The following is a 25,444-nucleotide window of genomic DNA, read 5'->3' as shown; positions in this document are numbered from 1 at the left end:
CTTGTCTCTTTATTGAGGTTAACCCCTTATACTGAGATAGGTTCCTGAACTTCGGAAAACCTATAACGATAAGGAGAAGCTGATTCCGTGTTAACTCTGCTACACCTGTTGTCCGCGGTTGCTCTGCTGGTGTGGGGCACGCATATCGTGCGTACCGGGGTGATGCGCGTCTATGGCGCTCGCCTGCGTACCGTTCTCAGTAGCAGCGTAGAGAAAAAGCCGCTCGCCTTCTGCGCGGGTCTTGGCGTGACTGCGCTGGTGCAAAGCAGTAACGCCACCACCATGCTGGTGACCTCATTTGTCGCCCAGGATTTAGTGGGTCTGATGCCAGCGCTGGTGATGGTGCTGGGGGCCGACGTCGGGACGGCGCTGATGGCGAGGGTGTTGACCTTCGACCTGTCGTGGCTGTCGCCGTTGTTGATATTTATCGGGGTGATTTTCTTCCTCGGCCGCAAGCAGACCCGCGCTGGGCAGCTTGGACGGGTGGGGATCGGTCTGGGGCTGATCCTGTTGGCCCTCGAGCTGATTGTCCAGGCCGTACACCCCATAACCCAGGCGAACGGCGTGCAGGTGATTTTCGCCTCGCTGACCGGCGATATCATGCTGGATGCCTTGATCGGCGCCGTATTTGCAATCATTAGCTACTCCAGCCTGGCGGCGGTGCTGTTAACGGCGACGCTGACCGCGGCGGGAGCGATCTCTTTCCCGGTGGCGCTGTGTCTGGTGATTGGCGCCAACCTGGGATCGGGGCTGCTGGCGATGCTTAACAACAGCGCGGCGAACGCGGCGGCGCGCCGGGTGGCGCTGGGCAGCCTGCTGTTTAAGCTGGTGGGGAGCCTGATTATTCTGCCGTTCGTCCATCCGCTGGCCGCGGCGATGCACAAGCTGCCGTTGGCCGAGTCCGAGCTGGTTATCTACTTCCACGTCTTTTACAACCTGCTGCGCTGCATCGCGATGGTGCCCTTTGCCGGACCGATGGCGAAGCTGTGCCAGCGTCTGATCCGCGATGAGCCCGAGCTGGATAACCATCTCAAACCCAAGCATCTCGACCCGTCGGCGCTGGACACCCCGGCGCTGGCGCTGGCCAATGCCGCGCGTGAGACGCTGCGCATTGGTGACGCGATGGAGCAGATGCTGGAGAGCCTGCACAAGGTGATGCATGGCGAACCGCGTCAGGAGAAAGAGCTGCGCCGTATGGCGGATGATATCAACGTACTTTACACCGCTATTAAGCTCTATCTGGCGCGAATGCCAAAGGATGAGCTGGCGGAAGAGGAATCCCGGCGCTGGGCGGAAATTATTGAGATGTCGTTAAACCTCGAACAGGCGTCCGATATCGTCGAGCGAATGGGCAGCGAGATCGCCGATAAATCGCTGGCGGCGCGGCGCGCCTTCTCGGTAGAAGGGTTAAAGGAGCTGGACGCCCTGTACGATCTGCTGCTCAGCAACCTGCAGCTGGCGATGTCGGTCTTCTTCTCCAGCGATGTGCCCAGCGCCCGCCGCCTGCGGCGCAGCAAACACCGGTTCCGCATTCTTAACCGCCGCTACTCGCATGCGCACGTTGACCGTCTGCATCAGCAGAACGTGCAGAGCATCGAAACCAGTACGTTGCACCTGGCGCTGCTAGGGGATATGAAGCGTCTGAACAGCCTGTTCTGCTCGGTGGCTTACAGCGTGATGGAGCAGCCGGATGAAGACGACGAACGGGATGACTACTGAGCCATTCCCGGCGGCGCTGTGCTAACCGGGATTTTGCGTTTGGACGTTCCATTGAGGCAGCCCGGATAAGGCGCAATGCGCCGCTATCCGGGAAACGTTAGCCAACCAGGCTCAGAAGCGGTGGCCCGCAGGCAGGGTTATCGCTTCTTCCCCGCTTTGAACAACAGCGTCGGGTTCGGGCCACCGAGCGTCGCGTGACCATCGGTGACCTGGATCCAGTTTCCTTCCGGCAAACCAATCACCGTTAATTCCGGCGCCACGACCAGTAGTTCGCGGATACGCTGTTCGCGGGTTTCGCCCTGATGCCCGGTCGGCAACGCGTTGGTGAAGTGCGGGTTAATCTGTAGCGGGAACAGCCCCAGCGCATCAAATCCCTGCGGATCGACAATCGGCATATCGTTGGTGGTGCGAATGGTCGGGCAGGCAAGGTTTGAACCTGCGCTCCAGCCGATATACAGCGCCCCGCGTTTGACGACATCGACAATCGGCGCCAACAGACCGCGGCTGCGGCACTCTTTCAACAGCTGGAAGGTGTTCCCGCCGCCGACGATCACCATCTCGGTGCTTTCAATGGCGGCGATAGGGTCGTCGACGCTGTGGATACCGGTTACGCTGACCGCCATGGGCGCCATAACCGCAGCCACTTTGGCCGTATAATCATCCCAGGATTGCGTCACGCCAGCGAAGGGGATGAATACCGCCTTACGGCGGCCTTTGACCTGACCGGCGATCAGCGGCAGGGCGTGTTCCAGCCAGGCTTTCCCCGGCAGCGTGGAGTTACTGAGTAACAGTAGTTCCATCTTTTCTTCCTGTTTTAAAAATATTATTGAAGCAGAAATTCTAGCATCGCCCCCATACCGACGCGCTGATATGGCGCATGATGTGGGTAAGCGGAATGCTGTTCACAAGCCCGACGAAGCTTCTGGATAATGAATCACACAATCCAGGTTTTTTCTCGCCCACAAGGTAGGGTATATTTCGCTTTTACAGGAGAATCTATGCTGCCCGACTCATCAACCCGATTAAACAAATACATCAGTGAAAGCGGCATCTGCTCGCGTCGCGAAGCGGACCGCTTTATTGAACAAGGCAACGTCTTTATCAATGGCAAGCGCGCCACGATTGGCGATCAGGTGAAGCCTGGCGATTTAGTCAAAGTGAACGGACGGTTGATTGAGCCGCGCGAAGCGGATGATCTGGTACTGATTGCGCTGAATAAGCCGGTCGGCATTGTGAGCACCACGGAAGACGGCGAGCGCGACAACATTGTCGATTTCGTCAACCACAGCAAGCGTATCTTCCCTATTGGCCGTCTGGATAAAGATTCTCAGGGCTGATCTTCCTCACCAACCACGGCGATCTGGTGAACAAGATCCTGCGCGCCGGCAACGACCATGAAAAAGAGTATCTGGTGACGGTCGATAAGCCGGTGACCGATGAGTTCATTCGCGGCATGGGCGCGGGGTACCGATTCTCGGGACCGTGACCAAAAAATGTAAGGTAAAGAAAGAAGCGCCGTTCGTTTTCCGCATCACTCTGGTGCAGGGGCTGAATCGCCAGATCCGTCGTATGTGCGAGCACTTTGGCTATGAAGTGACGAAGCTTGAGCGTACGCGGATCATGAACGTGAGCCTGACGGGGATCCCCTTGGGTGAATGGCGTGATCTAACCGATGACGAGCTGATCGACCTGTTCAAGCTGATTGAAAACTCCTCTTCCGAAGCGAAGCCGAAAGCCAGGCCGAAGGCCAAAGCGGCGACTCCCGGCATCAAGCGCCCGGTGGTGAAGATGGAAAATAGCAACGATAAGGGCCGCCCGGCTGGTAACGGGAAACGTTTCACCCAGCCGGGACGTAAAAAGAAAGGGCGTTAACGCCTGCCGCGGGTCGGCGTATTCGCCGACCAGGAAAAGGTCGCTTCCTTATCCGTTTTATAAGCCTGCTGTTTTCTCACCTGGCGGGCTTTCTTCGCTTCCGCTTCACGCTGCGCCATCAGCTTATCGATATATTCCTTTTTCACGCTGTTCGTTTCCGCATTGCTCAGCGGGCGGCCATGCGCAATACGCGCGCGGTCAAGCAGCGTTTTCAATTCGCGCTGTTCGCGCTCGGTCATCTCTTTTTGTGTAATACGGGGGAGTGCCATGGTGGTGCCCTCAGTCAGACCAGAGCACCCAGTGTACGGCAATGAATATTTTACTGATACCCTGTATGGCAACTAAAGCAGGCACACGCCCGGGCCTGCGCCCGGACGTATCACACTCAGCGCTTGTCGGCTTTTTTGGCGATGGGCTTTCCTGACCAGTACCCGGCCAGCAGCGAACCGGACAGGTTATGCCAGACGGAGAACAGCGCGCCCGGCAGCGCCGCCAGCGGGCCGAAGTAAATTTTACCCAGCGCGGCCGCCAGGCCGGAGTTCTGCATCCCCACCTCGATCGCCAGCGTACGGCAGGTGGATTCATCAAAACCAAACAGACGTCCGCCCCAGTACCCGCCAAGCAGACCAATAGTGTTATGCAGGATCACCGCGATAATCACCACCAGGCCGACGGAGGCGATATGGGCGGCGGAACCCGCCACCACCGCGCTGATGATCGCCAGAATGCACACCATCGAGAAGGCGGGCAGGAACGGCTCTACCGCTTTCACCACCTTCGGCAGCAGATGATGGACAATCAGTCCCAGCGCGATAGGAATGACCACAATCTGCAGAATGCTGAGCAACATGCCCATGACGTCGACCTGAATATGCGCGTCGACGTACAGACGGGTGAGCAGCGGTGTCGCCACGACGCCGACGAGGGTGGAGACCGAGGAGATGGTCACCGACAGCGCCACATCCCCTTTGGCAAGAAAGATCATCACGTTGGAGGCGGTCCCGCTGGCGACGCTGCCGACCAGCACCATCCCGGCGGAAAGCTCCGGCGGCATATGAAACAGCAGCGCCAGCAGCCAGGCGGCGAGCGGCATCACCAGATAATGGAGAAAGATCCCCGCAGCGACCGGCGCCGGGCGCGACAGGACGCGTTTGAAATCCTCCAGCTTCAGATGCACGCCCATACCGAACATGATCAGCATCAGCAGGGTGGTGACCCATGGGCCAATTGGGGTGAAGGTAGTGGGAGTGTAATAGGCCAGAACGGAGAGCAGCAGTGCCCATAACGGGAACAGCCGCGTCAGAGTTGCGAGCATGTTGTGTTCCTTGCGATACGCGAACCGGGCCGCGCCATCCCGATGGGCGGCGAGCAGGTCAGCTGGTTGTGTTGATGTTGTTATAAAAAAGCCGGGTTCGAGCCCGGCTATAGGTATTGTTTATCGTGCTAAGGAATTTTATTCAAACAAATTATGATGCAGCTTCTGCACAACCTTCTCCGCATCGTCGCCCGGCACCAGGAAGCACAGGTTGTGGCTGGAGGCGCCATAGCAGATCATGCGGATGTTAAACGGCTCGAGGACGCCAAAGACCTCTTTGCCGACGCCGCAGGCTTTCGACAGCTCATTGCCAATCAGGGCGACCAGCGCCAGATTTTCTTCCACTTCCACGCGGCACAGCGAAGAGAGCTCGGTCAGCAGCGCCTGGGTCAGCAGGGTATCGCCCGCAGAGGTCGAGCCGGTGGTGTCCATGGTCAGGGCCACGCTCACTTCGGAGGTGGTGATCAAATCAACTGAGATGTTATGGCGCGCCAGAATACCGAACACTTCGGCGAGGAAGCCGCGGGAGTGCAGCATATTCAGGCTGTGCAGCGTCAGCAGCGTTTGCCGGCGACGCAGCGCCAGCGCGCGGAACAGCGGCGGGTTCTCGGTGGTTTTACACACCAGCGTACCGCCCGCTTTAGGCTCTTTACTGGAGCCGACAAACACCGGGATATCGCTGCGCACGGCAGGCAGCAGGGTCGCCGGATGCAGCACTTTGGCGCCAAAGGTGGCCATTTCCGCTGCCTCTTCAAAGGCGATGACGTCGATGCGTTTCGCCGCCGGCGCGACGCGCGGGTCGGTAGTATAGATCCCCGGGACATCGGTCCAGATATCGACGCGGGTGGCATTCAGCGCTTCGCCGAGCAGAGCGGCGGTATAATCGCTGCCGCCGCGGCCGAGGGTGGTGGTACGGCCTTTCGCTTCGCTGCCGATAAAGCCCTGGGTCACCACCAGGCCTTCCGCCAGGCGCGGCGCCAGCTGCTGCTGGGTCAGTTCGGCGACGGCGGCGATGTCCGGTTCGGCGCGGCCAAAGCGATCGTTAGTGCGCAGCACTTTACGGGCGTCAAACCACTGCGCCTGAATACCGCGTTCACGCAGAATTTCCACAAACAGCAGGGTGGACATCAGTTCGCCATGGCTGACCAGTTCGTCGGTCAGGGCGGTTGAGGAGGCGAGCGCGGCGGCTTCCGCCAGCGTCGTGATATTTTCCAGCAAGCGCTCAATCTCTTCGCGGATCACGTTGGGATAACGCAAACGCTCCAGAATATTGAACTGGATCTGACGCAGAGCGTCCAGCTGGGAAAAACGTTCGGTGGGTTCCAGCCCTCCCGCTAAGGCCACCAGAATGTTGGTCACGCCGGCAGAGGCGGAGAGCACAACAATACGGGTATTGGCATCGAGCAGCGCCACATCGATGCTGCGGTTCATTGCGTCAAAATCAGCAACGCTGGTGCCGCCAAATTTGGCGACGACTAGATCTGTCATAACAACCTCGTGTCAGGGGGCCTGACTTATTAAAACGATTCCTGAGCACCGATCCTGGCAGGGGCTGGACGCCGCCGGATCGCAACAAAATGTCTTAATAAGCCAGGCCAAATTATTCAGCCATGGCACAAGGGAAGAGCGATAAACAGGGTGGCGCAGAGTGATAAACAACTACGATGTCACCCAGAAGTGCTCCACCTTGTAGACCCGACTCACCGCTTTGGGCGCTGAGGTGTTCGGGTATGAAACGCCCGACTGCGAACGTTTCTGGTGACAACCCAGGGGATTCAGCCCCTGTGGCCGGCGAGGAGCGTGACCAGACGCTCTTTCACCTCGGCGTTGCTCCCCCTCACGTATCTTCCCCGGACTGGTTCCTCCAATACGGTTACCTGGGCAACGCACCTCTTCTGGCAATTACTGACGTCTTTCACCTGGCCGGGGGAACAGGGACATTATATCCCCCGCGAATACCCTTTCGCTGTAGCGTGAAATGCGCGAGCAATAGATACCTACCAATACGTAAGCACTGCGGATATATAAAGGCTTAACGCCAGCTATGTCAACGCTGCGGTTATGCGGATTTTTCATGCCTCTGCGGCTAACAGAAAAAAGCCTTATGATAGCTATACTAATGGGGCTTTTTACTCCGTTTTGACCCGATTCCTGACCGGCGTCAGGGTCAAGTCACAAAAATCATCACAATTTTCCGTCACCGGCGCTACAATCGACCGAAGTCACAATCTCAAATCAGAAGAGTATTGCTAATGAAAAACATCAACCCAACGCAGACCTCTGCCTGGCAGGCATTACAGAAACACTTCGACGAAATGAAAGATGTCACTATCAGCGAGCTTTTCGCCAAAGATAGCGACCGTTTTTCTAAATTTTCCGCGACGTTCGACGATCTGATGCTGGTGGACTTCTCCAAAAACCGCATCACTGAAGAGACGCTGGCTAAACTGCAGGATCTGGCGAAAGAGACTGACCTGGCGGGCGCTATCAAGTCGATGTTCTCAGGTGAGAAGATCAACCGCACCGAAGACCGCGCGGTACTGCACGTCGCGCTGCGTAACCGCAGCAATACGCCGATTGTGGTTGATGGCAAAGATGTGATGCCGGAAGTGAACGCTGTGCTGGAGAAGATGAAAACCTTCTCCGAAGCGATTATCTCCGGTAGCTGGAAAGGCTACACCGGCAAACCGATCACCGACGTGGTTAACATCGGCATCGGCGGCTCCGACCTCGGTCCTTTCATGGTGACCGAGGCGCTGCGTCCGTATAAAAACCACCTCAACATGCACTTTGTCTCTAACGTCGATGGCACCCATATCGCCGAAGTGCTGAAGAACGTGAATCCGGAAACGACTCTGTTCCTGGTGGCGTCCAAGACTTTCACTACCCAGGAAACCATGACCAACGCCCACAGCGCGCGCGACTGGTTCCTGGCAACCGCGGGCGACGACAAGCACGTGGCGAAACACTTCGCCGCGCTTTCCACCAACGCGAAAGCGGTTGGCGAGTTCGGCATCGACACCGCCAACATGTTCGAATTCTGGGACTGGGTTGGCGGCCGTTACTCCCTGTGGTCGGCGATTGGTCTGTCCATCATTCTCTCCGTGGGCTTCGACAACTTCGTTGAGCTGCTGTCCGGCGCGCATGCGATGGATAAGCACTTCTCCACCACTCCGGCGGAGAAAAACCTGCCGGTGCTGCTGGCGCTGATCGGCATCTGGTACAACAACTTCTTCGGTGCGGAAACCGAAGCGATTCTGCCGTACGACCAGTACATGCACCGCTTTGCCGCTTACTTCCAGCAGGGCAACATGGAGTCCAACGGTAAGTATGTTGACCGTAACGGCCACGCGGTAGACTACCAGACTGGCCCAATCATCTGGGGTGAGCCGGGCACCAACGGTCAGCACGCGTTCTACCAGCTGATCCACCAGGGCACCAAAATGGTACCGTGCGATTTCATCGCTCCGGCTATCACCCACAACCCGCTGTCTGACCACCATCAGAAACTGCTGTCTAACTTCTTCGCCCAGACCGAGGCCCTGGCCTTTGGTAAATCCCGCGAAGTGGTTGAGCAGGAATATCGCGATCAGGGTAAAGACCCGGCGACCCTGGAGCACGTGGTGCCGTTCAAAGTGTTCGAAGGTAACCGCCCGACTAACTCCATCCTGCTGCGTGAGATCACCCCGTTCAGCCTCGGGGCGCTGATTGCCCTGTACGAGCACAAAATCTTCACCCAGGGCGCGATCCTCGACATCTTCACCTTTGACCAGTGGGGCGTTGAGCTGGGCAAACAGCTGGCTAACCGCATCCTGCCGGAGCTGAAAGACGGCAGCAAAGTTAGCAGCCACGACAGCTCTACTAACGGCCTGATTAACCGTTATAAAGCCTGGCGCGCATAACGCTTGCGCAGCTAAGACGGAATGCCGACCCTTTGGTCGGCATTTTTATTTATAGCCGCCGCAGCAGCCTCGCCGGATTCCCCGCCCACACGCCTTTCTCGGTAATGGACTTCGTTACCACGCTGCCCGCGCCTATCACCACCCCATCGCAGATGCTGACGGCCAGAATCGTGGCGCCGCTGCCGATCGACACGTCATCGCCAATCTCGATCCGCCCCCAGCTGGCGCGGTCGGCGTTTGGTTTACCCTCGCGAAACAGGTCGTTGGCAAACATCACGCCGTGACCGATAAAGCAGCGCTGGCCGATGGTGACGTACTCGCAGATAAAGGTATGGGATTGAATTTTACTGTTCGCGCCGATGCGGGTATTCCCCTGGATCTCAACGAACGGCCCGACGAAGACGTTATCGCCGAGCTGGCAATCATAGAGGTTGGCGGGCTGGTAAATAACGACATTTTCCCCACAAACGACGTTACGTACACCGGTATCACGAAGCTCAGGCATAGTTCCTCTCAAATAGGTTTGGCCAGAATATGTAAGGTGCTTTGCTGGCTGGCGGAGTGGAAAGTCGTGTCTCTGATGTGCTGCATTCCCTGGCGTTCGTAAAAACGGCGCGCGGCGGGATTCGCGGCGAGTACTTCCAGCCACAGCCAACTTTCACCGGCCGTTTTTGCTCGCGTCTCGACGGCGTGAAAAATATGCTCGCCGTAGCGGTGGCCAGTCTTCCCCGGCATCAGGTAGAGCTTATGCAGCAGCGTACCAATCTTGCCGTCGTCAGCCATTCGCTGCTGATAGCTATATTTAGCGAAACCAACAGGAGAGGGGGCTTCGGCGATGAGCCAGTGTTGGGTCGCATCCGCAAGACTCCGACGTAGCGCATCTTCGGCATATTCTTGCTTAAGAAATAACGCCAGTTCATCGGCATCGCGCCAGAGATGAGCAAAGTGGTGATGATAGCTGGCATAGCCCATCGCGCTAAGCTGGGGCGCGTCCTCGGGACATGCCTGTCGAATAGTTAACATGCTGCGTTCCTCGCGTCGTTCTGCGGCTATATTGCCTGTAAAGTGAACAATGTGGAACGACAAAAATCGGTGGGAGAAGGCTGGAGGCGCTCCCTCCAGCCTGGGGGTTAGCGGGCGAAAGCGATCGCTTCGATTTCGACGCCGGCATCTTTCGGTAACCTTGCTACCTCCACACAGGAGCGCGCCGGAAAGGCCGCCTGGTGTTCGATAAAGAAGGCCTCGTAGGCGGCATTGATGGCGGCAAAATCCGCCAGGTCTTTGACAAACACCGTAGTTTTAACGATCTGCCCGACCGTGAGTCCGGCGGCTTCGACGATGGCTTTCACGTTCTCCAGTGATTGCCGCGCCTGTTCGGCGATATCGCCTGGCATGGTGCCGTCCAGCGGATTAATCGGCAGCTGACCGGAGGTGATGGTCATCGCGCCGAGATTGACGCCCTGCACGTACGGGCCGATAGCGGCAGGCGCGTCAGCGGTGGTAATAATCATACGGTTTATCCTTCAAACGGTTACATAAAATAATTTAACAACACCAGCGAGCCGACGCCGCTCACTACCACCCACACCAGGCCTAAACGGAAGCTGGCGAGCGTGCAGATGATGGCGGCGATCACCTTCGGATTTTTTAAGTCGAACTCCATGCTGGAATTCACGCTCAGGATCTGAATGGTGATGATGGCCGGCAGAACGGTGACCGGCACGAAGCGTAGCGTTTTGGTCACCCGCTCGGACATCTGGATCTTGCCGGCCAGGCCGATAAACGAGAAACGGATGAGAAAAGTCACCGCGGCCATGCCCAGCGTCAGGGCGATAAAATAGCTATTACTCATTTTCCATCGCCTCCACTAACGGCATATCGGATTCGGTTTTTGCCATCTGCTTGCGCTCTTCCGCCAGGTCGACGCACAGGCCGGCGAGGACGCCAAGCACTGAGGCGACGACGATACCCAGCGAATAGGGTAGGACCACTAACAGCACGCCGGAAACGGCGGCTACAACCGCGGCGACGGTGCAGGCCTGGCTTTTAATTTGCGGCACCACGATGGCGATAAAGGCGGCGACCATGGCGAAATCGAGACCGTATTTCTCAATGTGGGGAAACGAGGCGCCGACCAGCGCGCCAAGAAAATCAGCCAGCACCCAAATCGCCCAGAAGGTAATCATCGCCGAACCATAAAACAGATATTTTTCCTTTTTATTTCCTTCCATCTCTTTGACGGTGGTGGCATACACCTCGTCGGTGAGCGCATAGGACATAAAGCATTTTTTAAAGAATGAAGCTTCGCGCACGGTGCCGGAAATAGAGGCGCTATACAGCACGTGGCGAAGATTGATAATTAATGTGGTGAAAATAATCACGCCGAGCGTGGCGCCGGTTTTTAACATATTCAGTGCCAGCATTTGCGCCGAGCCGGCAATGACGATCGCCGACCACGCCGTACTCTGCCAGACGCTCATGCCCGCGCTAACGCTTAATGCGCCGACAATAAATGAAAATGGAAAGTCGCCGATGCATAGGGGCATAATAGCGCTGGCGCCGCGGAAGATGACTTTTTTATTCATCTGCTATACCTGCTAATTTATAAATAATAGTGTGGGTAGAGTACGTTAATCGGGCCTGCTCTTTCAGGCCCGTGAAATGGTATTATTTAGCGACCATAATGCTGATAATTTCTTTATCGGTGAGAGTCATTGGTTTAATCACCAGACGGCACAGGTTATTAATAGTCTGCTCGACATCGGCGCAGACAATACCGTCATTGGCGCCAGCGCAGCTATTTTGCATTGCCATTAGTACCGCCTTAAAGGCGCTGGATACCACTGACGAGACTTTCATCGCGCAGCTGTTGGAAGCGCCATCACAAATCATGCCGGTAATATCGCTGACCATATTAATAATTGCGGTATTAATGGTGTTGATGTCGCGGGTAAACAGCCATGCCATACCGGCGGCGGCGCCCATAGCGGCGGTTGAGGCTGCGCATAGCGCAGATAAGCGCGTATAACGAGAATGAATTGAGATGGCGGTGAGATGAGATAGAGACAAAGCGCGAGCCAGGGTCTCTTCATCGACGCCGAGATGCTCTGCAACCACCACTACCGGCATGGTTGCTGTAATGCCCTGATTGCCTGAGCCGAAGTTAGACATCGCTACCACCGGCGCGCCGCCCATGCGGGCATCTGAAGCGGCGACGGTGTTGATGATCACCTTGCTTAACAGATCGTTGCTCATCAGGCCGTTTTTCACTGCGTCAGAAAAGGTACCGTTAATGTTCAGGCCATATTTTTTTGTTTTGCCTTCTGCCGCCAGCGCGGAGTTTAAGCGCGCGGCGTCGAGAATAAAGCGAATATCATTAAAGTCGACGCGATTAATAAATTCGTAAGCCTGTTGTAGCGAGAAAGTGGGCAGCGTTTCGCGCTGGGTGCGCGTATTCTGTTTTTCGCTTAATGGCTGCGGCTGGCCATTAATATAAAGTTCGACCACGTTGGTGTGGGTTCCTTTGACCACGACACGACAGCAATTCTCGCCAGCAGAGAGGGTTAAATCGAGATGAATAAAATCCGGGGTCTCTTCGACGGCAATATCAACGGCGTTATTGGCGATCAGCTTCTGCGCCATTTCAACGTGTCGCGGAGTGATATCTTCCAGCGTTTTTAATCCCTTTTGCGGGTCGCCGCCAAATGCGCCAATTGCGGCTGCCAGCGGTACACCGCAAACGGTGGTGCCGGGTATGGTGACGCCCATCGCGTTTTTATAAAGATTGGCGGAAATAAAACCGCTAATTTTAGTGCAAGGCTGATCCAGATATTGTGCGGCGTAGGCGGCCGCGAAGGAAATAGCGACGGGTTCAGTACAACCTAAAGCCGGGGCGACCTCTTGTTTGAGCCATTTTACGTACAGGGAAGCGTTATCGGTGTTCATAATGATTTAATGTCCAAAATTAAATTTTATTCAGCTGCGATAATGCTAAGACAAAAGATAAGAAAAAACTTACCCTAATAACCATAAAAAGACTGTGGTTTGGAGAAAAATTTTATCTTACGGGAGGTTTTAAGATATACCTGTTTCAAAAAGTAAACTTTTTATATTTCAGTTAGTTGGGCTGATTCGTTCTAAGCGTAACGGATGATTTTGTTAATCTGCTCACAGCGTTGCTGGAAGGACAATTTTCTCTTGTTCGTACTTTTCGAATCAATAGCCCAGAGATAGCGTAAGACGAAGGAATCATAGGTAGATCTGGATCACACTTTTGCGCTATACAGATCGACAACGTTCATGCATTTGAGGTGTCACTATGCCGTCGGTATATCGTCCGCTGGTTAATTTCGTTGCGAAGGCCATGCAGGCCGTGCTGAATCTGGCACTGCTGTGCCTGGGAATTATTCTGGTGGTGTTCCTGGGAAAGGAGACCCTGCATCTGGCGCACGTACTGTTTACGCCGGAGCCGGTGAGTAAGTACAAGCTGGTCGAAGGGCTGGTGGTCTATTTTCTCTACTTTGAGTTTATCGCGCTGATTGTTAAATATTTTGAATCCGGTTTTCACTTTCCACTGCGCTATTTCGTCTATATCGGTATTACCGCAATTGTGCGGCTTATTATCGTCGATCATGAGTCGCCGCTGGCGGTGCTCATTTACTCCGCGGCGATCCTGATCCTGGTGATTACGCTCTGGCTGTGTAACTCCAATCGCCTGAAACGCGAATAAAAAAAAGCGGCCTCCAGGGCCGCTGACCAACAGTCACAAATAGAATTTATGTAGGGTCCAGTTGAGGATAGCAGTGGCATTGACCTTACTTTTTCAGCTGAGGGCGACGGCGACAATACCCGGTTGGGGTCGTGTATTGCGGCTAGACCGTCGGCCCTCCTCTGAAATTTGGGGCCGGTGTTACAAAAAAATTAACCTTTCACTCCACCCGCCGTCAGGCCATTAACCAGCCAGCGCTGCGCCAGCAGGAAGACAACCGTGATCGGAATGGCGGAGAGCACCGCCGCGGCGGCAAAGTCGCCCCACAGATAGTTCTGCGGGTTGAGATACTGTTGCATACCTACCGCCAGGGTATAGCTGTTCACATCGCGCAGCAGCAGCGAGGCGACCGGCACTTCGGTGATGGCCGCGATGAACGACAGAATAAACACGACTGCCAGAATCGGCACCGACAGCGGCAGCAGCACCAGACGGAAAGCCTGCCATGGGGTCGCGCCATCCAGCGCCGCCGCTTCTTCCAGCGAGCCATCGATGGTTTCGAAGTAGCCTTTAATCGTCCAGACGTGCAGCGCGATACCGCCCATGTAGGCAAAGATGACGCCGCCGTGGGTGTTGAGGCCGACGAACGGGATGTACTGGCCCAGGCGGTCAAACAACGCGTACAGGGCAACCAGCGACAGCACCGCCGGGAACATCTGGAAAATCAGCATCCCTTTCAGCAGGGTCGCTTTCCCCGGGAAGCGCATACGGGCGAAAGCGTAGGCGCAGGTGGTGGAGAGAGCGACGATACCGATCGCGGTGATCCCGGCGACCTTAATCGAGTTCCACAGCCACAGCAGGACCGGGAACGGCGGCGGCGTGACGCGGCCATCGGCGTGTTCGACGCTGAAGCCTAACGCCAGACGCCAGTGTTCCCAGGAGATGGTATCCGGGATCAGGCTGCCGGTGGCGAAGTTACCCTCGCGCAGCGAGATAGCGATAACCATCAGCAGCGGAAACATAATCGCGGCGATAAAAATCAGTAGCAGGAGATGCGTGGTAAATAAACGTAGCTTCTGCGATTTGGGTTGGACCATAGCCATTGTCGTTATCTCCCTTAGTCAAACTTCATGCGCGTGGCTTTCAGATTCACAATCGCTAACGCGCCAACCAGCAGGAAGATTAGCGTTGCGATAGCCGCCGCCAGGCCGAAGTCCTGACCGCCGCCGCCTTCAAAGGCGATGCGATAGGTGTAGCTCACCAGCAGGTCGGTATAACCGGCCGGGGTGGTGGTGCCGAGACGGTCCGGACCGCCGTTGGTCAACAATTGAATCAGGACGAAGTTGTTAAAGTTAAAGGCGAAGCTGGCGATCATCAGCGGCGTTAGCGGCTTAATCAGCAGCGGGAAGGTAATTTTAAAGAAGTTCTGGAACGGGCCGGCGCCATCCATTGCCGACGCTTCGTACAGATCGTCCGGAATCGCCTTCAGCAGCCCCATGCACAGGATCATCATGTACGGGTAGCCCAGCCAGGTGTTGACGATGATGATCATGGTACGCGCGGTGGTCGGGTCGCTAAACCAGGCCGGCTTAATGCCGAACAGCGTGCTGAGCATCATGTTGATTTCACCAAAGCTCTGGTTGAACAGCCCTTTGAAAATCAGAATCGAAATAAACGACGGTACGGCGTACGGCAGAATCAGCAGGACGCGATAAATCGCTTTGCCTTTCAGCGCTTCCCACTGCACCAGGCAGGCGAGGATCATCCCCACCGCGACGGTCAGCACTACGGTCAGCACCGAGAACACCACCGTCCAGACGAAGATCGCGAAGAACGGTTTCTGAATGCCTTCATCGTGGAAGACGCGGGTAAAGTTGTCCCAGCCGATAGTCACAGTGTAGCCCGGGCTCAGCTTCTCATTGCCCCAGCTGCCGTCGGCGTTAATTGACTGGTAGAAGCCGACGTCGTTGTTCGGGCGGTATTTAACGTGGGTCTGATTGTTGGTCAGTACCCCGTCTTCGCCGAGGGTATACAGAGGCTGGGTACCGGAGAACTGGCGCAGGGAGCTCATGATGACTTTGCTGTCATCCGGCAGCACAGCGGTCAGCTGGTTCAGCGCGGTGCGATTCTGGGTAATCACGCGCAGGTTGGCGCGCTCGCCTTCCGGCAGGGCGTCGGTTTCTTTTAACGCCAGCTTCTGCTCGCCGCCAAATTTAAAGGCGTCAGAAAGGTAGTTTTTACCGCTTTCGCCGTCGGTCAGCGCCAGCTTCCACTCGTCACCCGCCGGGATCAGCGTGAAATTATAGGCTTTGCCGGCCTGGAAGGAACGATCCATCAGCACCTGCTGCGCACGCTCAAAGGTCAGCTGGTTGGTGCTGCTGTAGTTGGTAAACGCGATAGCGATAGTGCAGATCAGCGGAAACAGGACAAACAGGCCCATGCCGGCGAGGCCGGGATAAACATAGCGCCAGGCATAAGCCTTGCGATTAGCGAAAATATACAGGCCAACTGAGCTTAAAATCAGCGTCATGATGGCGAACAGGTACTCCCCCTGGGCGTACATCAAAACAACAAGGTAACCCACCAGCAGGCACAGTAAGCCAATCACAGACCATGTGAGTTGCGGGCTTTGCCACCAGTGTCTCTTTTTAACGGCATCCATGGGGATCATCCTCTACAGCGGTGAAAACTTATTTGTCAGGTGGCGCTTCGCTTACCTGACCTACGGTCCGAGCCGTAGTGGTAGGGCGGGTAGGCGCACGCGCCACCCGCCGTTTTCTTACTTAGTGATACGGCTCTGTGCATCTTTCAGCGCAGCATCGACAGTCTGGCGACCGCTGGCGGCGTTGATAACCGCGGTACGAACGGCATACCAGAAGGCAGACATCTGCGGGATGTTAGGCATGATTTCGCCTTTCTGGGCGTTCGCCATGGTGGCAGCGATGCGCGGATCTTTTTCCAGTTTTTCCTGGAAGGATTTCAGCGCCACGGCACCCAGCGGTTTGTCGTTGTTAACGGCTTCCAGACCCTGATCGGTCATCAGGTAGTTTTCGAGGAACTCTTTGGCCAGCTCTTTGTTCGGGCTGGCGGCGTTGATCCCCGCGCTCAGCACGCCAACGAACGGCTTCGATGGTTTGCCTTTAAAGGTTGGCAGCAGGGTCACGCCGTAGTTAACCTTGCTCTTATCGATGTTAGACCACGCCCACGGACCGTTGATGGTCATCGCGGTTTCGCCTTTGTTGAAGGCCGCTTCCGCGATGGAGTAGTCGGTGTCGGCATTCATGTGCTTGTTCTTGATCAGGTCAACCAGGAAGGTCAGGCCCGCTTTCGCGCCTGCGCTGTCCACGCCGACGTCTTTCACATCGTACTTGCCGTTTTCAAACTTGAACGCGTATCCGCCGTCGGCAGCGATCAGCGGCCAGGTGAAGTACGGTTCCTGCAGGTTGAACATCAGCGCGCTCTTACCTTTCGCTTTCAGTTCTTTATCCAGCGCCGGGATCTCTTCCCAGGTCTTCGGCGGGTTCGGCACCAGGTCTTTGTTGTAAATCAGGGACAGGGCTTCGACTGCGATCGGGTAGGCGATCAGTTTGCCGTTATAGCGAACCGCATCCCAGGTGAACGGATAGAGTTTGTCCTGGAACGCTTTGTCCGGGGTGATTTCCGCCAGCAGGCCCGACTGCGCGTAGCCGCCGAAACGGTCATGCGCCCAGAAGATGATGTCCGGGCCGTCGCCGGTCGCCGCAACCTGCGGGAATTTCTCTTCCAGCTTGTCCGGGTGTTCTACGGAAACTTTAATGCCGGTGTCTTTTTCAAACTTTTTACCCACTTCAGCGAGGCCGTTGTAGCCTTTGTCGCCGTTAATCCAGATAACCAGCTTACCTTCTTCAATTTTTGCGAGGGCAGAGGCGGAAAACATCATCGTGGTCAGTGCCGACAGCGCGAGGATGCGAGCGCCAGTTTTGATTTTCATATACCCGTCCTTTTTGGTGTTGTACTCGTGGATACACTTCGGTGGCTTAACGATGATGAGTTTCCTTTTTTAACAACCCCTTTCCATCCTCCCCAGGTCTACGCCCCACCCGCTGGTTGTGTGATCTCCATTGCAAAAACGGCCGTATTGCGTCCTGGAGCACAGAAAAAAGCGCCCAATTTTGTCGCCTCCATCACGAAATCACGCTCCGCCCGCCATCCCCCGCGGCGAGAGCCAATCTCTCATCCTCCCATCTCCTCCCCCATAAAAAAGCCGGGGGGTGGAGGATTTACCTGCGTAATGAATGCCGCATAGTCGACCCATCTTGAATGTGACTGTTAGTGACAGGTTGTAACGAAGGGAGAAGGGCATGGCGAGCGTACAGCTGCGAAATGTAACGAAAGCCTGGGGTGACGTGGTGGTATCGAAAGATATCAATCTCGATATCCACGAAGGGGAATTCGTCGTGTTTGTCGGGCCATCGGGCTGCGGCAAATCTACCCTGCTGCGTATGATTGCCGGGTTAGAAACTATTACCAGCGGGGACCTGTTTATCGGTGACACCCGCATGAACGAGATCCCACCGGCAGAACGCGGCGTTGGGATGGTATTCCAGTCTTATGCACTCTATCCCCACCTTTCCGTTGCGGAAAATATGTCGTTTGGCCTGAAGCTGGCCGGCGCGAAAAAAGATCTGATTAACCAGCGGGTGACTCAGGTTGCGGAAGTGCTGCAGCTGGCCCATCTGCTGGAGCGTAAACCGAAAGCCCTCTCCGGCGGTCAGCGCCAGCGCGTGGCGATTGGTCGTACGCTGGTGGCAGAGCCAAGCGTTTTCCTGCTGGATGAGCCGCTTTCCAACCTCGATGCCGCCCTGCGCGTCCAGATGCGTATCGAAATCTCCCGTCTGCATAAGCGACTGGGCCGCACCATGATCTATGTCACCCACGATCAGGTGGAAGCGATGACCCTCGCCGACAAGATCGTGGTCCTCGACGCCGGCCGTGTGGCGCAGGTTGGGAAACCGCTGGAGCTCTATCACTATCCGGCTGACCGCTTCGTTGCCGGCTTCATTGGTTCGCCGAAGATGAACTTCCTGCCGGTCAAAGTCACCGCGACGGCTATCGATCAGGTGCAGGTTGAACTGCCGAACCGTCAGCAAATCTGGCTACCGGTGGACAGCGCCAACGTGCAGGCGGGCGCCAATATGTCCTTAGGTATTCGACCGGAGCATTTACTGCCCAGCGATATCGCCGATGTAACCCTTGAAGGCGAGGTCCAGGTCGTCGAACAGCTCGGTCACGAAACGCAAATTCATATCCAGATCCCCGCCATCCGTCAGAACCTGGTTTACCGCCAGAACGACGTGGTGTTGGTAGAAGAGGGAGCCACATTCGCTATCGGTTTGCCGCCAGAACGTTGCCATTTATTCCGTGAGGATGGCACCGCTTGTCGTCGGCTGCATAAAGAGCCGGGCGTGTAAGGCTTCCCATTAAAAAAGCGCGAACCCGGCTGGCGATATACCGGCGAAGCGTGCAAAGAAAAGCAATGATCTCAGGAGATAGAATGATGATTACTCTGCGCAAACTTCCTCTGGCGGTCGCCGTCGCAGCAGGCGTGATGTCTGCTCAGGCGCTGGCTGTCGATTTCCATGGCTACGCGCGTTCCGGCATTGGCTGGACCGGCAGCGGCGGCGAGCAACAGTGCTTCAAAGCGACCGGCGCTCAAAGTAAATACCGTCTTGGTAACGAATGTGAAACCTATGCGGAACTGAAGCTGGGCCAGGAGCTGTGGAAGGAAGGGGATAAGAGTTTTTATTTCGATACTAACGTTGCCTATTCCGTGAATCAGGAAGATGACTGGGAAAGCACCTCTCCGGCGTTCCGTGAAGCCAACATCCAGGGTAAAAACCTGATCGACTGGCTGCCGGGCTCCACGCTGTGGGCGGGTAAACGCTTCTATCAGCGTCATGACGTTCACATGATCGACTTCTACTACTGGGATATCTCCGGCCCGGGTGCAGGTCTGGAAAACGTTGACCTTGGCTTCGGTAAGCTCTCTCTGGCCGCTACCCGTAACTCAGAAAGCGGCGGCTCTTATACTTTCTCCAGCGATGACACCAAAAAATATGCTGCGAAAACTGCCAACGACGTCTTTGATATCCGTCTGGCGGGTCTGGAAACCAACCCGGGCGGCGTGCTGGAGTTAGGGGTCGATTACGGCCGTGCTAACCCGCAGGATGACTATCGCCTGGAAGACGGCGCGTCGAAAGACGGCTGGATGTGGACCGGTGAACATACTCAGTCTATCTGGGGCGGCTTCAACAAGTTTGTGGTTCAGTACGCCACTGACGCAATGACCTCCTGGAACAGCGGCCACTCTCAGGGGACCAGCATTGATAACAACGGCAGCATGATCCGCGTTCTGGATCACGGCGCGATGGACTTCAACGATGACTGGGGCCTGATGTACGTGGCAATGTACCAGGACGTGGATCTGGACAGCAAGAACGGTTCTACCTGGTACACCGTGGGTGTCCGTCCGATGTACAAATGGACGCCGATCATGAGCACCCAGCTGGAAATCGGTTACGACAACGTGAAATCCCAGCGTACCAGCGAAAACAACAACCAGTACAAAATTACTCTGGCTCAACAGTGGCAGGCAGGCAACAGCGTCTGGTCTCGTCCGGCTATCCGTATCTTCGCAACCTACGCGAAGTGGGATGAAAACTGGGGCTACAGCAACACCTCCGGTCTGCAGACGAAAGACAGCAGCGGAAGCGGCGCTTTCACCTCCAGCCGCGGTGACGACAGCGAAGTTACCTTCGGTGCCCAGATGGAAGTGTGGTGGTAATACCGTCCGCAGGACGGGTGTAACCTGGGAGGGGCGCCAGCCCCTCCTGATTATTCAGGGTTAGCGCGCTATTGCCTGGCTACCGCTAAACCGATGCTATCCAAGGTGAGAAGAATGAAAATGAAGAAAACTCTCGTCGCTCTGTGTTTATCCGCAGGGATGTTGGCATGCGTGCCGGGGATGAGCCTTGCCGATGTTAACTTTGTACCGCAGAACACCAGCGCCGCGCCGGCTATTCCAGCCAGCGCGCTGCAGCAGCTGATCTGGACGCCTGCCGATCAATCAAAGACGCAGAGCGTTGATTTAACCACCGGCGGTCAACGCCTGGATGTCCCGGGGATCGTCGGACCGGTCGCCGCCTGGAGCGTGCCGGCCAATATCGGTGAGCTGACCCTGACGCTCGACAGCGAACTGAACAAACATAAGCAGATTTTTGCGCCGAACGTGCTGATTCTCGACCAGAACATGACGCCCGCGGCGTTCTTCCCCAGCAATTACTTTACCTATCAGCAGCCGGGCGTGATGACCGCTGACCGCTTGGGCGGCGTGATGCGCCTGACCCCGGCGCTGGGCCAGCAAAAGCTCTATGTGCTGGTGTTTACCACTGAAAAAGATCTCCAGCAGACCACGACCCTGCTGGATCCGGCGAAAGCCTATGCCAAAGGCGCTGGCAATGCGGCCCCGGATATCCCGGATCCGATCGCTAAACATACCACCGATGGCGTGCTGAAGCTGAAAGTGAAAACTAATAGCACTTCCAGCGTGCTGGTGGGGCCGCTGTTCGGCTCCTCCGGCCCGGGTCCGGTAACCGTCGGCAACACCGCGGCGCCGGTAGCCGCGCCAGCCGCCGCCGCGGCGCCGGCCGCCAAAAGCGAACCGATGCTCAGCGATACCGAAACCTACTTCAACAATGGTATTAAGCAGGCGGTGAAACAAGGTGACATCGACAAAGCCCTGAAATTGATGAACGAAGCTGAGCGCCTCGGCTCGAAATCCGCTCGTTCCACCTTTATCAGCAGTGTAAAAGGCAAGGGGTAATCGTCTCCCCACAATGCTGATGTTTAGGCACAGCCTTTAGGTGCATCCTCCGGGATGCACCTTTTTTTGCACGCGCGGCAGCCTGTTGCATGGCTGTTGCGTGAATGATCGTATATTGACGTTTGCCCGCCACCAACCGCCTATTCTGCGATACAATGCTTTCACGTTATGTACCGGAGAATCAGGCATGTCCCATCCTGCGCTTACGCGACTGCGTGCGCTGCGCTATTTTGCCGTTATGCCATCCCTGCCGCCGCCGCTAAGTGACTGGCTGCTGCTGGAGGACTCAATGACCCAGCGCTTTGAACAACAAGGAAAGCAGGTCACCGTGACCCTGGTTAACGAAGGGTATATCGGCCGTGACGCGCTGACTGACGAAGCGGCGCTGCTGCCCGACGAGCCGCGCTACTGGCTGCGGGAGATTATACTCAATGCCGATGGCGAGCCCTGGCTGGCCGGGCGCACGGTGGCGCCGGAGTCGACGCTGTGTGGTCCGGAGCTGGCGCTACAGCAGCTCGGGCAAACTCCGCTGGGCCGATACCTGTTTACGTCGTCGACATTAACCCGCGATTTTATTGAAATTGGTCGCGATGCAGCGCTGTGGGGGCGTCGTTCCCGCCTGCGGCTGAGCGGCAAACCCCTGCTGCTGACCGAGCTTTTTTTGCCTGCGTCGCCGTTGTACTAAGAGGAAGAAAAAATGGAGTGGAGTCTGTCGCAGAATAAGCTGTTGGCGTTTCATCGCCTGATGCGCACTGACAAACCGATCGGCGCTTTGCTGCTGCTGTGGCCGACGCTGTGGGCGCTATGGGTGGCCTCGCCGGGCGTCCCGCCGTTGTGGATCCTGGCGGTATTCGTCGCCGGCGTCTGGCTGATGCGCGCCGCCGGCTGCGTGGTGAATGACTATGCCGACCGAAAATTTGATGGTCACGTAAAGCGTACCGCCCGCCGTCCGCTGCCGAGCGGCGATGTTACCGAGAAAGAGGCGCGAACGCTGTTTATCGTGCTGGTGCTGCTCTCTTTCCTGTTGGTGCTCACCCTCAACACCATGACCATTCTGCTGTCGGTGGCGGCGCTGGCGCTGGCGTGGGTCTACCCGTTTATGAAGCGCTACACTCATCTGCCGCAGGTGGTGCTGGGCGCGGCCTTTGGCTGGTCGATCCCGATGGCCTTCTCGGCCGTCAGCGAATCGCTGCCGCTGAGCTGCTGGCTGATGTTCCTCGCCAATATTCTGTGGGCGGTGGCCTACGATACCCAGTATGCGATGGTGGATCGCGATGACGACGTTAAGATCGGCATCAAGTCGACGGCGATCCTGTTTGGCGAAAACGATCGTCTGATTATCGGTATCCTGCAGGTGGCCGTACTGGCGCTGATGGGCGCGGTGGGTTGGCTGAATGGGCTGGGCTGGGAATATTACTGGTCGCTGTTCGTGGCGGCGGGTCTGTTTGGCTGGCAGCAGAAGCTTATCTTCAATCGCGACCGCGATAACTGCTTCAAAGCGTTTATGAACAATAACTACGTCGGGCTGGTGCTGTTCCTCGGCCTGGCGATGAGCTACCTGTAACCTCCTGTCCGCTGCCCCCCGGCATTCCGGGGGGCAGCAAACGCCGCGTTACGCGTCGTCCTGCGTGACGCTCTCAATGGTCAGTCGGACATCCGACGTAATCAAGTCCGCCAGCATCCGATAAACCTTCAGGGTCTCTTCCGGCTCGGCGTCGCCGGTGTCGCTGATATAGCCTTCATCGCGCAGGGTCAACACCAGGGTGCTGAACACCGCTTTGTCGAAGAACTCCGGCGCATTGATGCCGTGTAGCACCGACAGACGCTGGGCCACGGTGCGACTCTCTTTTTCCAGCGAGCTGCGGTTGATCGCCGGGTTAGCGCTCAGCAGCCAGAAGGTGATGGCATAGCGCTGCAGCGTCTCGCGGGCGCCAGCGGCCAGCAGCTGCAGGGAGCGAGAGTGCGACGGGTTGAGGCTCATGACATCGCCATCGACGACGATCAGCTCCTGACGCAGCATCTCGGCAATCAGCGCATCCACCACTCCGGCCAGCTCCGCTTTTTCCCAGCGCAGGAACAGCTCGGCCTTGAGGAACGGATAGAGTGTTTCCACATGACGCAGCACTTCGGCGCGGCTGAGATGACGATGCTGAGTCACCAGAGCGGCTAACAGCGACGGCATCACCAGCATATGGGCGATATTGTTGCGATAGTAGGTCATCAGCACCGCCTGCTCGCGCGGCAGGATGATGATGTCGCCAATGGTGTCCTTCTCCACTTCGAACTTGTTCATCTGCAGTGCATGATCGATGAGCTCGCTGGCCGAAGCGGATGGGGCGGTCGCATCCGGAGAATAGGGCACATTGCGCAGCAGCGCGAGGTAGCACTCTAACTGCTGGGTGAGCTGCTCACGGGTCAGCGAACGCTGGCGGGAGGCCAGTAGCGCCGTACAGCACAGGTTCATGGCGTTGGCCGCGCCGGCGTTATTGATGCGCACCATCAGGTCAGCGGCGATGCTATTCACCGTCGGCGTCAGCCAGGAGGGGCGAACCGCTTCGATCGGGTCGATCGCTTCCCGCCAATCCGGCACATGCTGGTTAAGATAGGTCATCAGCGGCAGCGGTTCGCCGAAGTTAACGTAACCCTGGCCCAGGTTGCGCAGCTTGCTTAAACCGCGCACCATCTGCGGCAGACTCTCTTTCTCTTTAGTGGCGCCGCGCAGCTCTTTGGCGTAGGTTCCTACCTCCATCACGTGCTCATAGCCGATGTAAATCGGCACCAGGGTGATCGGTCGGGTTCCGCCGCGCAGCATCGCCTGGATGGTCATCGACAGCGTACCGGTCTTCGGATCGAGCAGACGGCCGGTACGGGAGCGGCCGCCTTCGACGAAATACTCCACGGAATAGCCGCGGCTGAACAGTTCGCCAAGGTATTCGCGGAACACGGTGGAATAGAGCTTGTTGCCCTTAAAGGTGCGGCGAATAAAGAAGGCGCCGAGGCGGCGGAAGATCGGTCCGGCCGGCCAGAAGTTGAGGTTGATGCCCGCCGCGATATGCGGAGGGACCAGCCCCTGATGGTACAGGACGTAGGAGAGCAGCAGATAGTCCATGTGGCTGCGGTGGCAGGGGACATAGACAATTTCATGGCCGTCGTGCGCCAGCTGGCGTACGCGCTCGGCGTTATGCACGTTGATGCCCTGGTACAGGCGGTTCCAGGTGAAGCCGAGAATGCGGTCGGTCAGGCGGATCATCTCGTATGAGAAGTTCGCCGCAATCTCTTCCATCAGCGCGATAGCGTTCTGCTGTGCCTTCTCGTGCGAAATTTTCTTGCTGCGCGCTTCGTCTTCCACCGCGCGGGCAATCGCTTTCGAGGCCAGCAGTTTATTAAACAGATCCTGGCGGGCCGGCAGACGCGGGCCAACGGCGGCCAGCCGCTGGCGGGCAAAATGCATGCGAGCGACGCGAGCCAGCTTCTGGGCGATGATCTTATCGGTACCGTGCTCATCCGCCATGCGGCGCAGCGAAACGGACGGCGAGAAGCGCACGAAACTGTCGCGGCCGAGCCAGGAGACGGCGAAAAATTTCTGAATGCCGTTCAGCATCCGCAGCGGCGGATTGACTTCTCCTTTCTCGCGACCCGGCGAACGGCCGAACATGACCGAAACCGGCACCATTTGCACATCGAGGTCCGGATGGTTGCGGTGCAGATCGAGGTAATCGTGGAACAGCTTGATGGACTCTTCTTTTGGCGTGTAATAAGTAAATACGCGCGGCCCACCGTGGATGAATACGTAACGCGGCAGCAGGGCGCCGTCGATTTCCAGCGGTTCAAGCGGGTCAGGTAAATCATGCGCCAGGCATTGGGCGCGCAGCGTCAGCAGGTCCGCCTTCGAATTATAGGGCAGGACGTACATGACCGGACGCGAGGTATCGAGTCCTAATTCCTGGGCAGGCTCTGCCGGAATAGACTTGCTTTTTACCAGCACCTGTAATGGTAAATTCAGTAATTTATAGTAAATTCGTTGCCAGCCGGACATAAACGATGTGAAGCCTCTGGTTAATCATGCA

At 56.7% G+C, this 25,444-nt stretch carries 21 protein-coding genes, 2 pseudogenes and 1 riboswitch; of the genes and pseudogenes, 9 read left to right on the top strand and 14 right to left on the bottom strand.

Annotation, left to right across the window (positions count from 1 at the left end):
• Positions 1–87 precede the first annotated feature (87 nt).
• The gene (locus LPQ25_RS24535; RefSeq protein WP_004177864.1) at positions 88–1,719 is read left to right on the top strand and encodes a Na/Pi cotransporter family protein; all 1,632 of its coding nucleotides are present in this window, start codon (positions 88–90) and stop codon (positions 1,717–1,719) included.
• Between the two features lie 111 nt (positions 1,720–1,830).
• Here the strand turns inward: LPQ25_RS24535 and pepE are convergent.
• Positions 1,831–2,519, bottom strand: a pseudogene (pepE, locus tag LPQ25_RS24530) (dipeptidase PepE).
• Positions 2,520–2,717: 198 nt separating this feature from the next.
• Between pepE and rluF the strand changes: the two are divergent.
• A pseudogene (rluF, locus tag LPQ25_RS24525) lies at positions 2,718–3,591 on the top strand (23S rRNA pseudouridine(2604) synthase RluF).
• Here rluF and LPQ25_RS24520 read toward each other — a convergent pair.
• The 3 genes from LPQ25_RS24520 to lysC all read right to left on the bottom strand — a co-directional run bounded on the left by LPQ25_RS24520 (position 3,588) and on the right by lysC (position 6,394).
• Positions 3,588–3,860, bottom strand: a complete 273-nt coding sequence (locus LPQ25_RS24520; RefSeq protein ID WP_002884625.1) for a YjbD family protein — start codon at positions 3,858–3,860, stop codon at positions 3,588–3,590. The pseudogene rluF and the gene LPQ25_RS24520 sit on opposite strands and share 4 nt — an antisense overlap.
• A gap of 116 nt (positions 3,861–3,976) precedes the next feature.
• Positions 3,977–4,906: a ketopantoate/pantoate/pantothenate transporter PanS gene (gene panS / locus LPQ25_RS24515; protein ID WP_002884627.1), complete on the bottom strand. Its 930-nt coding sequence runs from the start codon at positions 4,904–4,906 to the stop codon at positions 3,977–3,979.
• A 138-nt stretch (positions 4,907–5,044) separates the two neighbouring features.
• On the bottom strand, positions 5,045–6,394 hold the full coding sequence (gene lysC, locus LPQ25_RS24510; protein ID WP_004146591.1) for a lysine-sensitive aspartokinase 3: 1,350 nt from the start codon (positions 6,392–6,394) through the stop codon (positions 5,045–5,047).
• Positions 6,395–6,573: 179 nt separating this feature from the next.
• Positions 6,574–6,809, bottom strand: a riboswitch (Lysine riboswitch).
• Between the two features lie 349 nt (positions 6,810–7,158).
• On the opposite strand from lysC, the gene pgi reads away from it, so the two are divergent.
• Positions 7,159–8,808, top strand: a complete 1,650-nt coding sequence (gene pgi, locus LPQ25_RS24505) for a glucose-6-phosphate isomerase (RefSeq protein ID WP_012737148.1) — start codon at positions 7,159–7,161, stop codon at positions 8,806–8,808.
• 49 nt (positions 8,809–8,857) lie between these two features.
• Here pgi and LPQ25_RS24500 read toward each other — a convergent pair whose 3' ends face one another.
• From LPQ25_RS24500 to LPQ25_RS24475, 6 genes are all read right to left on the bottom strand, one after another.
• Positions 8,858–9,313: an acyltransferase gene (locus LPQ25_RS24500; protein WP_004177857.1), complete on the bottom strand. Its 456-nt coding sequence runs from the start codon at positions 9,311–9,313 to the stop codon at positions 8,858–8,860.
• 8 nt (positions 9,314–9,321) lie between these two features.
• Positions 9,322–9,831, bottom strand: coding sequence for a GNAT family N-acetyltransferase (locus tag LPQ25_RS24495; RefSeq protein ID WP_004177856.1), 510 nt, complete (start codon positions 9,829–9,831; stop codon positions 9,322–9,324).
• A 107-nt stretch (positions 9,832–9,938) separates the two neighbouring features.
• A complete protein-coding gene (locus LPQ25_RS24490) occupies positions 9,939–10,319 on the bottom strand; it encodes a Rid family detoxifying hydrolase (RefSeq protein ID WP_002884637.1) in 381 nt (126 codons plus the stop codon).
• Positions 10,320–10,339: 20 nt separating this feature from the next.
• Positions 10,340–10,660 carry an AzlD domain-containing protein gene (locus LPQ25_RS24485; protein ID WP_004177855.1) on the bottom strand — a complete coding sequence of 107 codons (321 nt, stop codon included), beginning with the start codon at positions 10,658–10,660 and terminating at the stop codon, positions 10,340–10,342.
• Positions 10,653–11,393 carry an AzlC family ABC transporter permease gene (locus LPQ25_RS24480; RefSeq protein WP_004177854.1) on the bottom strand — a complete coding sequence of 247 codons (741 nt, stop codon included), beginning with the start codon at positions 11,391–11,393 and terminating at the stop codon, positions 10,653–10,655. The genes LPQ25_RS24485 and LPQ25_RS24480 overlap by 8 nt, the downstream gene beginning before the upstream one ends.
• Positions 11,394–11,475: 82 nt before the next feature.
• Complete coding sequence (locus LPQ25_RS24475; protein WP_004178268.1) at positions 11,476–12,753, bottom strand: L-cysteine desulfidase family protein; 1,278 nt, start codon at positions 12,751–12,753, stop codon at positions 11,476–11,478.
• Positions 12,754–13,126: 373 nt separating this feature from the next.
• On the opposite strand from LPQ25_RS24475, the gene psiE reads away from it, so the two are divergent.
• Positions 13,127–13,537, top strand: coding sequence for a phosphate-starvation-inducible protein PsiE (gene psiE / locus LPQ25_RS24470; RefSeq protein WP_002884721.1), 411 nt, complete (start codon positions 13,127–13,129; stop codon positions 13,535–13,537).
• Between the two features lie 191 nt (positions 13,538–13,728).
• On the opposite strand, the gene malG is transcribed toward psiE, so the two are convergent.
• The 3 genes from malG to malE form a co-directional block, all read right to left on the bottom strand.
• Complete coding sequence (gene malG, locus LPQ25_RS24465) at positions 13,729–14,619, bottom strand: maltose ABC transporter permease MalG (RefSeq protein WP_002884725.1); 891 nt, start codon at positions 14,617–14,619, stop codon at positions 13,729–13,731.
• Positions 14,620–14,633: 14 nt separating this feature from the next.
• The gene (gene malF / locus LPQ25_RS24460; RefSeq protein WP_002884726.1) at positions 14,634–16,178 is read right to left on the bottom strand and encodes a maltose ABC transporter permease MalF; all 1,545 of its coding nucleotides are present in this window, start codon (positions 16,176–16,178) and stop codon (positions 14,634–14,636) included.
• Between the two features lie 117 nt (positions 16,179–16,295).
• Positions 16,296–17,486: a maltose/maltodextrin ABC transporter substrate-binding protein MalE gene (malE, locus tag LPQ25_RS24455; protein ID WP_002884740.1), complete on the bottom strand. Its 1,191-nt coding sequence runs from the start codon at positions 17,484–17,486 to the stop codon at positions 16,296–16,298.
• A gap of 370 nt (positions 17,487–17,856) precedes the next feature.
• On the opposite strand from malE, the gene malK reads away from it, so the two are divergent.
• From malK to ubiA, 5 genes are all read left to right on the top strand, one after another.
• A complete protein-coding gene (gene malK, locus LPQ25_RS24450) occupies positions 17,857–18,966 on the top strand; it encodes a maltose/maltodextrin ABC transporter ATP-binding protein MalK (protein WP_002884743.1) in 1,110 nt (369 codons plus the stop codon).
• An 83-nt stretch (positions 18,967–19,049) separates the two neighbouring features.
• Entirely contained in the window at positions 19,050–20,339 is a 1,290-nt protein-coding gene (locus LPQ25_RS24445; protein ID WP_002884747.1) for a maltoporin, read from the top strand.
• Between the two features lie 114 nt (positions 20,340–20,453).
• On the top strand, positions 20,454–21,377 hold the full coding sequence (gene malM / locus LPQ25_RS24440) for a maltose operon protein MalM (protein WP_004151749.1): 924 nt from the start codon (positions 20,454–20,456) through the stop codon (positions 21,375–21,377).
• A gap of 187 nt (positions 21,378–21,564) precedes the next feature.
• Positions 21,565–22,062 carry a chorismate lyase gene (gene ubiC, locus LPQ25_RS24435; protein ID WP_002884807.1) on the top strand — a complete coding sequence of 166 codons (498 nt, stop codon included), beginning with the start codon at positions 21,565–21,567 and terminating at the stop codon, positions 22,060–22,062.
• Positions 22,063–22,074: 12 nt separating this feature from the next.
• The gene (ubiA, locus tag LPQ25_RS24430) at positions 22,075–22,941 is read left to right on the top strand and encodes a 4-hydroxybenzoate octaprenyltransferase (protein WP_002884808.1); all 867 of its coding nucleotides are present in this window, start codon (positions 22,075–22,077) and stop codon (positions 22,939–22,941) included.
• A 48-nt stretch (positions 22,942–22,989) separates the two neighbouring features.
• Here ubiA and plsB read toward each other — a convergent pair whose 3' ends face one another.
• Positions 22,990–25,413 (bottom strand): glycerol-3-phosphate 1-O-acyltransferase PlsB, encoded by a 2,424-nt coding sequence (plsB, locus tag LPQ25_RS24425; protein ID WP_004178269.1) that lies wholly within the window; start codon positions 25,411–25,413, stop codon positions 22,990–22,992.
• Positions 25,414–25,444: the final 31 nt, after the last annotated feature.

Origin of the sequence: Klebsiella sp. KPN54798, from assembly GCF_021184225.1 — a bacterium.
Taxonomy (GTDB): domain Bacteria; phylum Pseudomonadota; class Gammaproteobacteria; order Enterobacterales; family Enterobacteriaceae; genus Klebsiella; species Klebsiella pneumoniae.
Note: the sequence above shows the minus strand (reverse complement) of the source record. Positions and strands in the feature narration are given on the sequence as shown.

Excerpts from the sequence above, each read along its gene's own strand:
- panS (WP_002884627.1), bottom strand. The coding sequence starts at position 4,906 with ATGCTCGCAACTCTGACGCGGCTGTTCCCGTTATGGGCACTGCTGCTC.
- ubiC (WP_002884807.1), top strand. The coding sequence starts at position 21,565 with ATGTCCCATCCTGCGCTTACGCGACTGCGTGCGCTGCGCTATTTTGCC.
- ubiA (WP_002884808.1), top strand. The coding sequence starts at position 22,075 with ATGGAGTGGAGTCTGTCGCAGAATAAGCTGTTGGCGTTTCATCGCCTG.
- LPQ25_RS24495 (WP_004177856.1), bottom strand. The coding sequence starts at position 9,831 with ATGTTAACTATTCGACAGGCATGTCCCGAGGACGCGCCCCAGCTTAGC.
- malE (WP_002884740.1), bottom strand. The coding sequence starts at position 17,486 with ATGAAAATCAAAACTGGCGCTCGCATCCTCGCGCTGTCGGCACTGACC.
- LPQ25_RS24520 (WP_002884625.1), bottom strand. The coding sequence starts at position 3,860 with ATGGCACTCCCCCGTATTACACAAAAAGAGATGACCGAGCGCGAACAG.
- plsB (WP_004178269.1), bottom strand. The coding sequence starts at position 25,413 with ATGTCCGGCTGGCAACGAATTTACTATAAATTACTGAATTTACCATTA.
- malF (WP_002884726.1), bottom strand. The coding sequence starts at position 16,178 with ATGGATGCCGTTAAAAAGAGACACTGGTGGCAAAGCCCGCAACTCACA.
- LPQ25_RS24445 (WP_002884747.1), top strand. The coding sequence starts at position 19,050 with ATGATGATTACTCTGCGCAAACTTCCTCTGGCGGTCGCCGTCGCAGCA.
- LPQ25_RS24480 (WP_004177854.1), bottom strand. The coding sequence starts at position 11,393 with ATGAATAAAAAAGTCATCTTCCGCGGCGCCAGCGCTATTATGCCCCTA.
- malG (WP_002884725.1), bottom strand. The coding sequence starts at position 14,619 with ATGGCTATGGTCCAACCCAAATCGCAGAAGCTACGTTTATTTACCACG.
- lysC (WP_004146591.1), bottom strand. The coding sequence starts at position 6,394 with ATGACAGATCTAGTCGTCGCCAAATTTGGCGGCACCAGCGTTGCTGAT.
- psiE (WP_002884721.1), top strand. The coding sequence starts at position 13,127 with ATGCCGTCGGTATATCGTCCGCTGGTTAATTTCGTTGCGAAGGCCATG.
- LPQ25_RS24490 (WP_002884637.1), bottom strand. The coding sequence starts at position 10,319 with ATGATTATTACCACCGCTGACGCGCCTGCCGCTATCGGCCCGTACGTG.
- malM (WP_004151749.1), top strand. The coding sequence starts at position 20,454 with ATGAAAATGAAGAAAACTCTCGTCGCTCTGTGTTTATCCGCAGGGATG.
- LPQ25_RS24475 (WP_004178268.1), bottom strand. The coding sequence starts at position 12,753 with ATGAACACCGATAACGCTTCCCTGTACGTAAAATGGCTCAAACAAGAG.
- malK (WP_002884743.1), top strand. The coding sequence starts at position 17,857 with ATGGCGAGCGTACAGCTGCGAAATGTAACGAAAGCCTGGGGTGACGTG.
- LPQ25_RS24500 (WP_004177857.1), bottom strand. The coding sequence starts at position 9,313 with ATGCCTGAGCTTCGTGATACCGGTGTACGTAACGTCGTTTGTGGGGAA.
- pgi (WP_012737148.1), top strand. The coding sequence starts at position 7,159 with ATGAAAAACATCAACCCAACGCAGACCTCTGCCTGGCAGGCATTACAG.
- LPQ25_RS24485 (WP_004177855.1), bottom strand. The coding sequence starts at position 10,660 with ATGAGTAATAGCTATTTTATCGCCCTGACGCTGGGCATGGCCGCGGTG.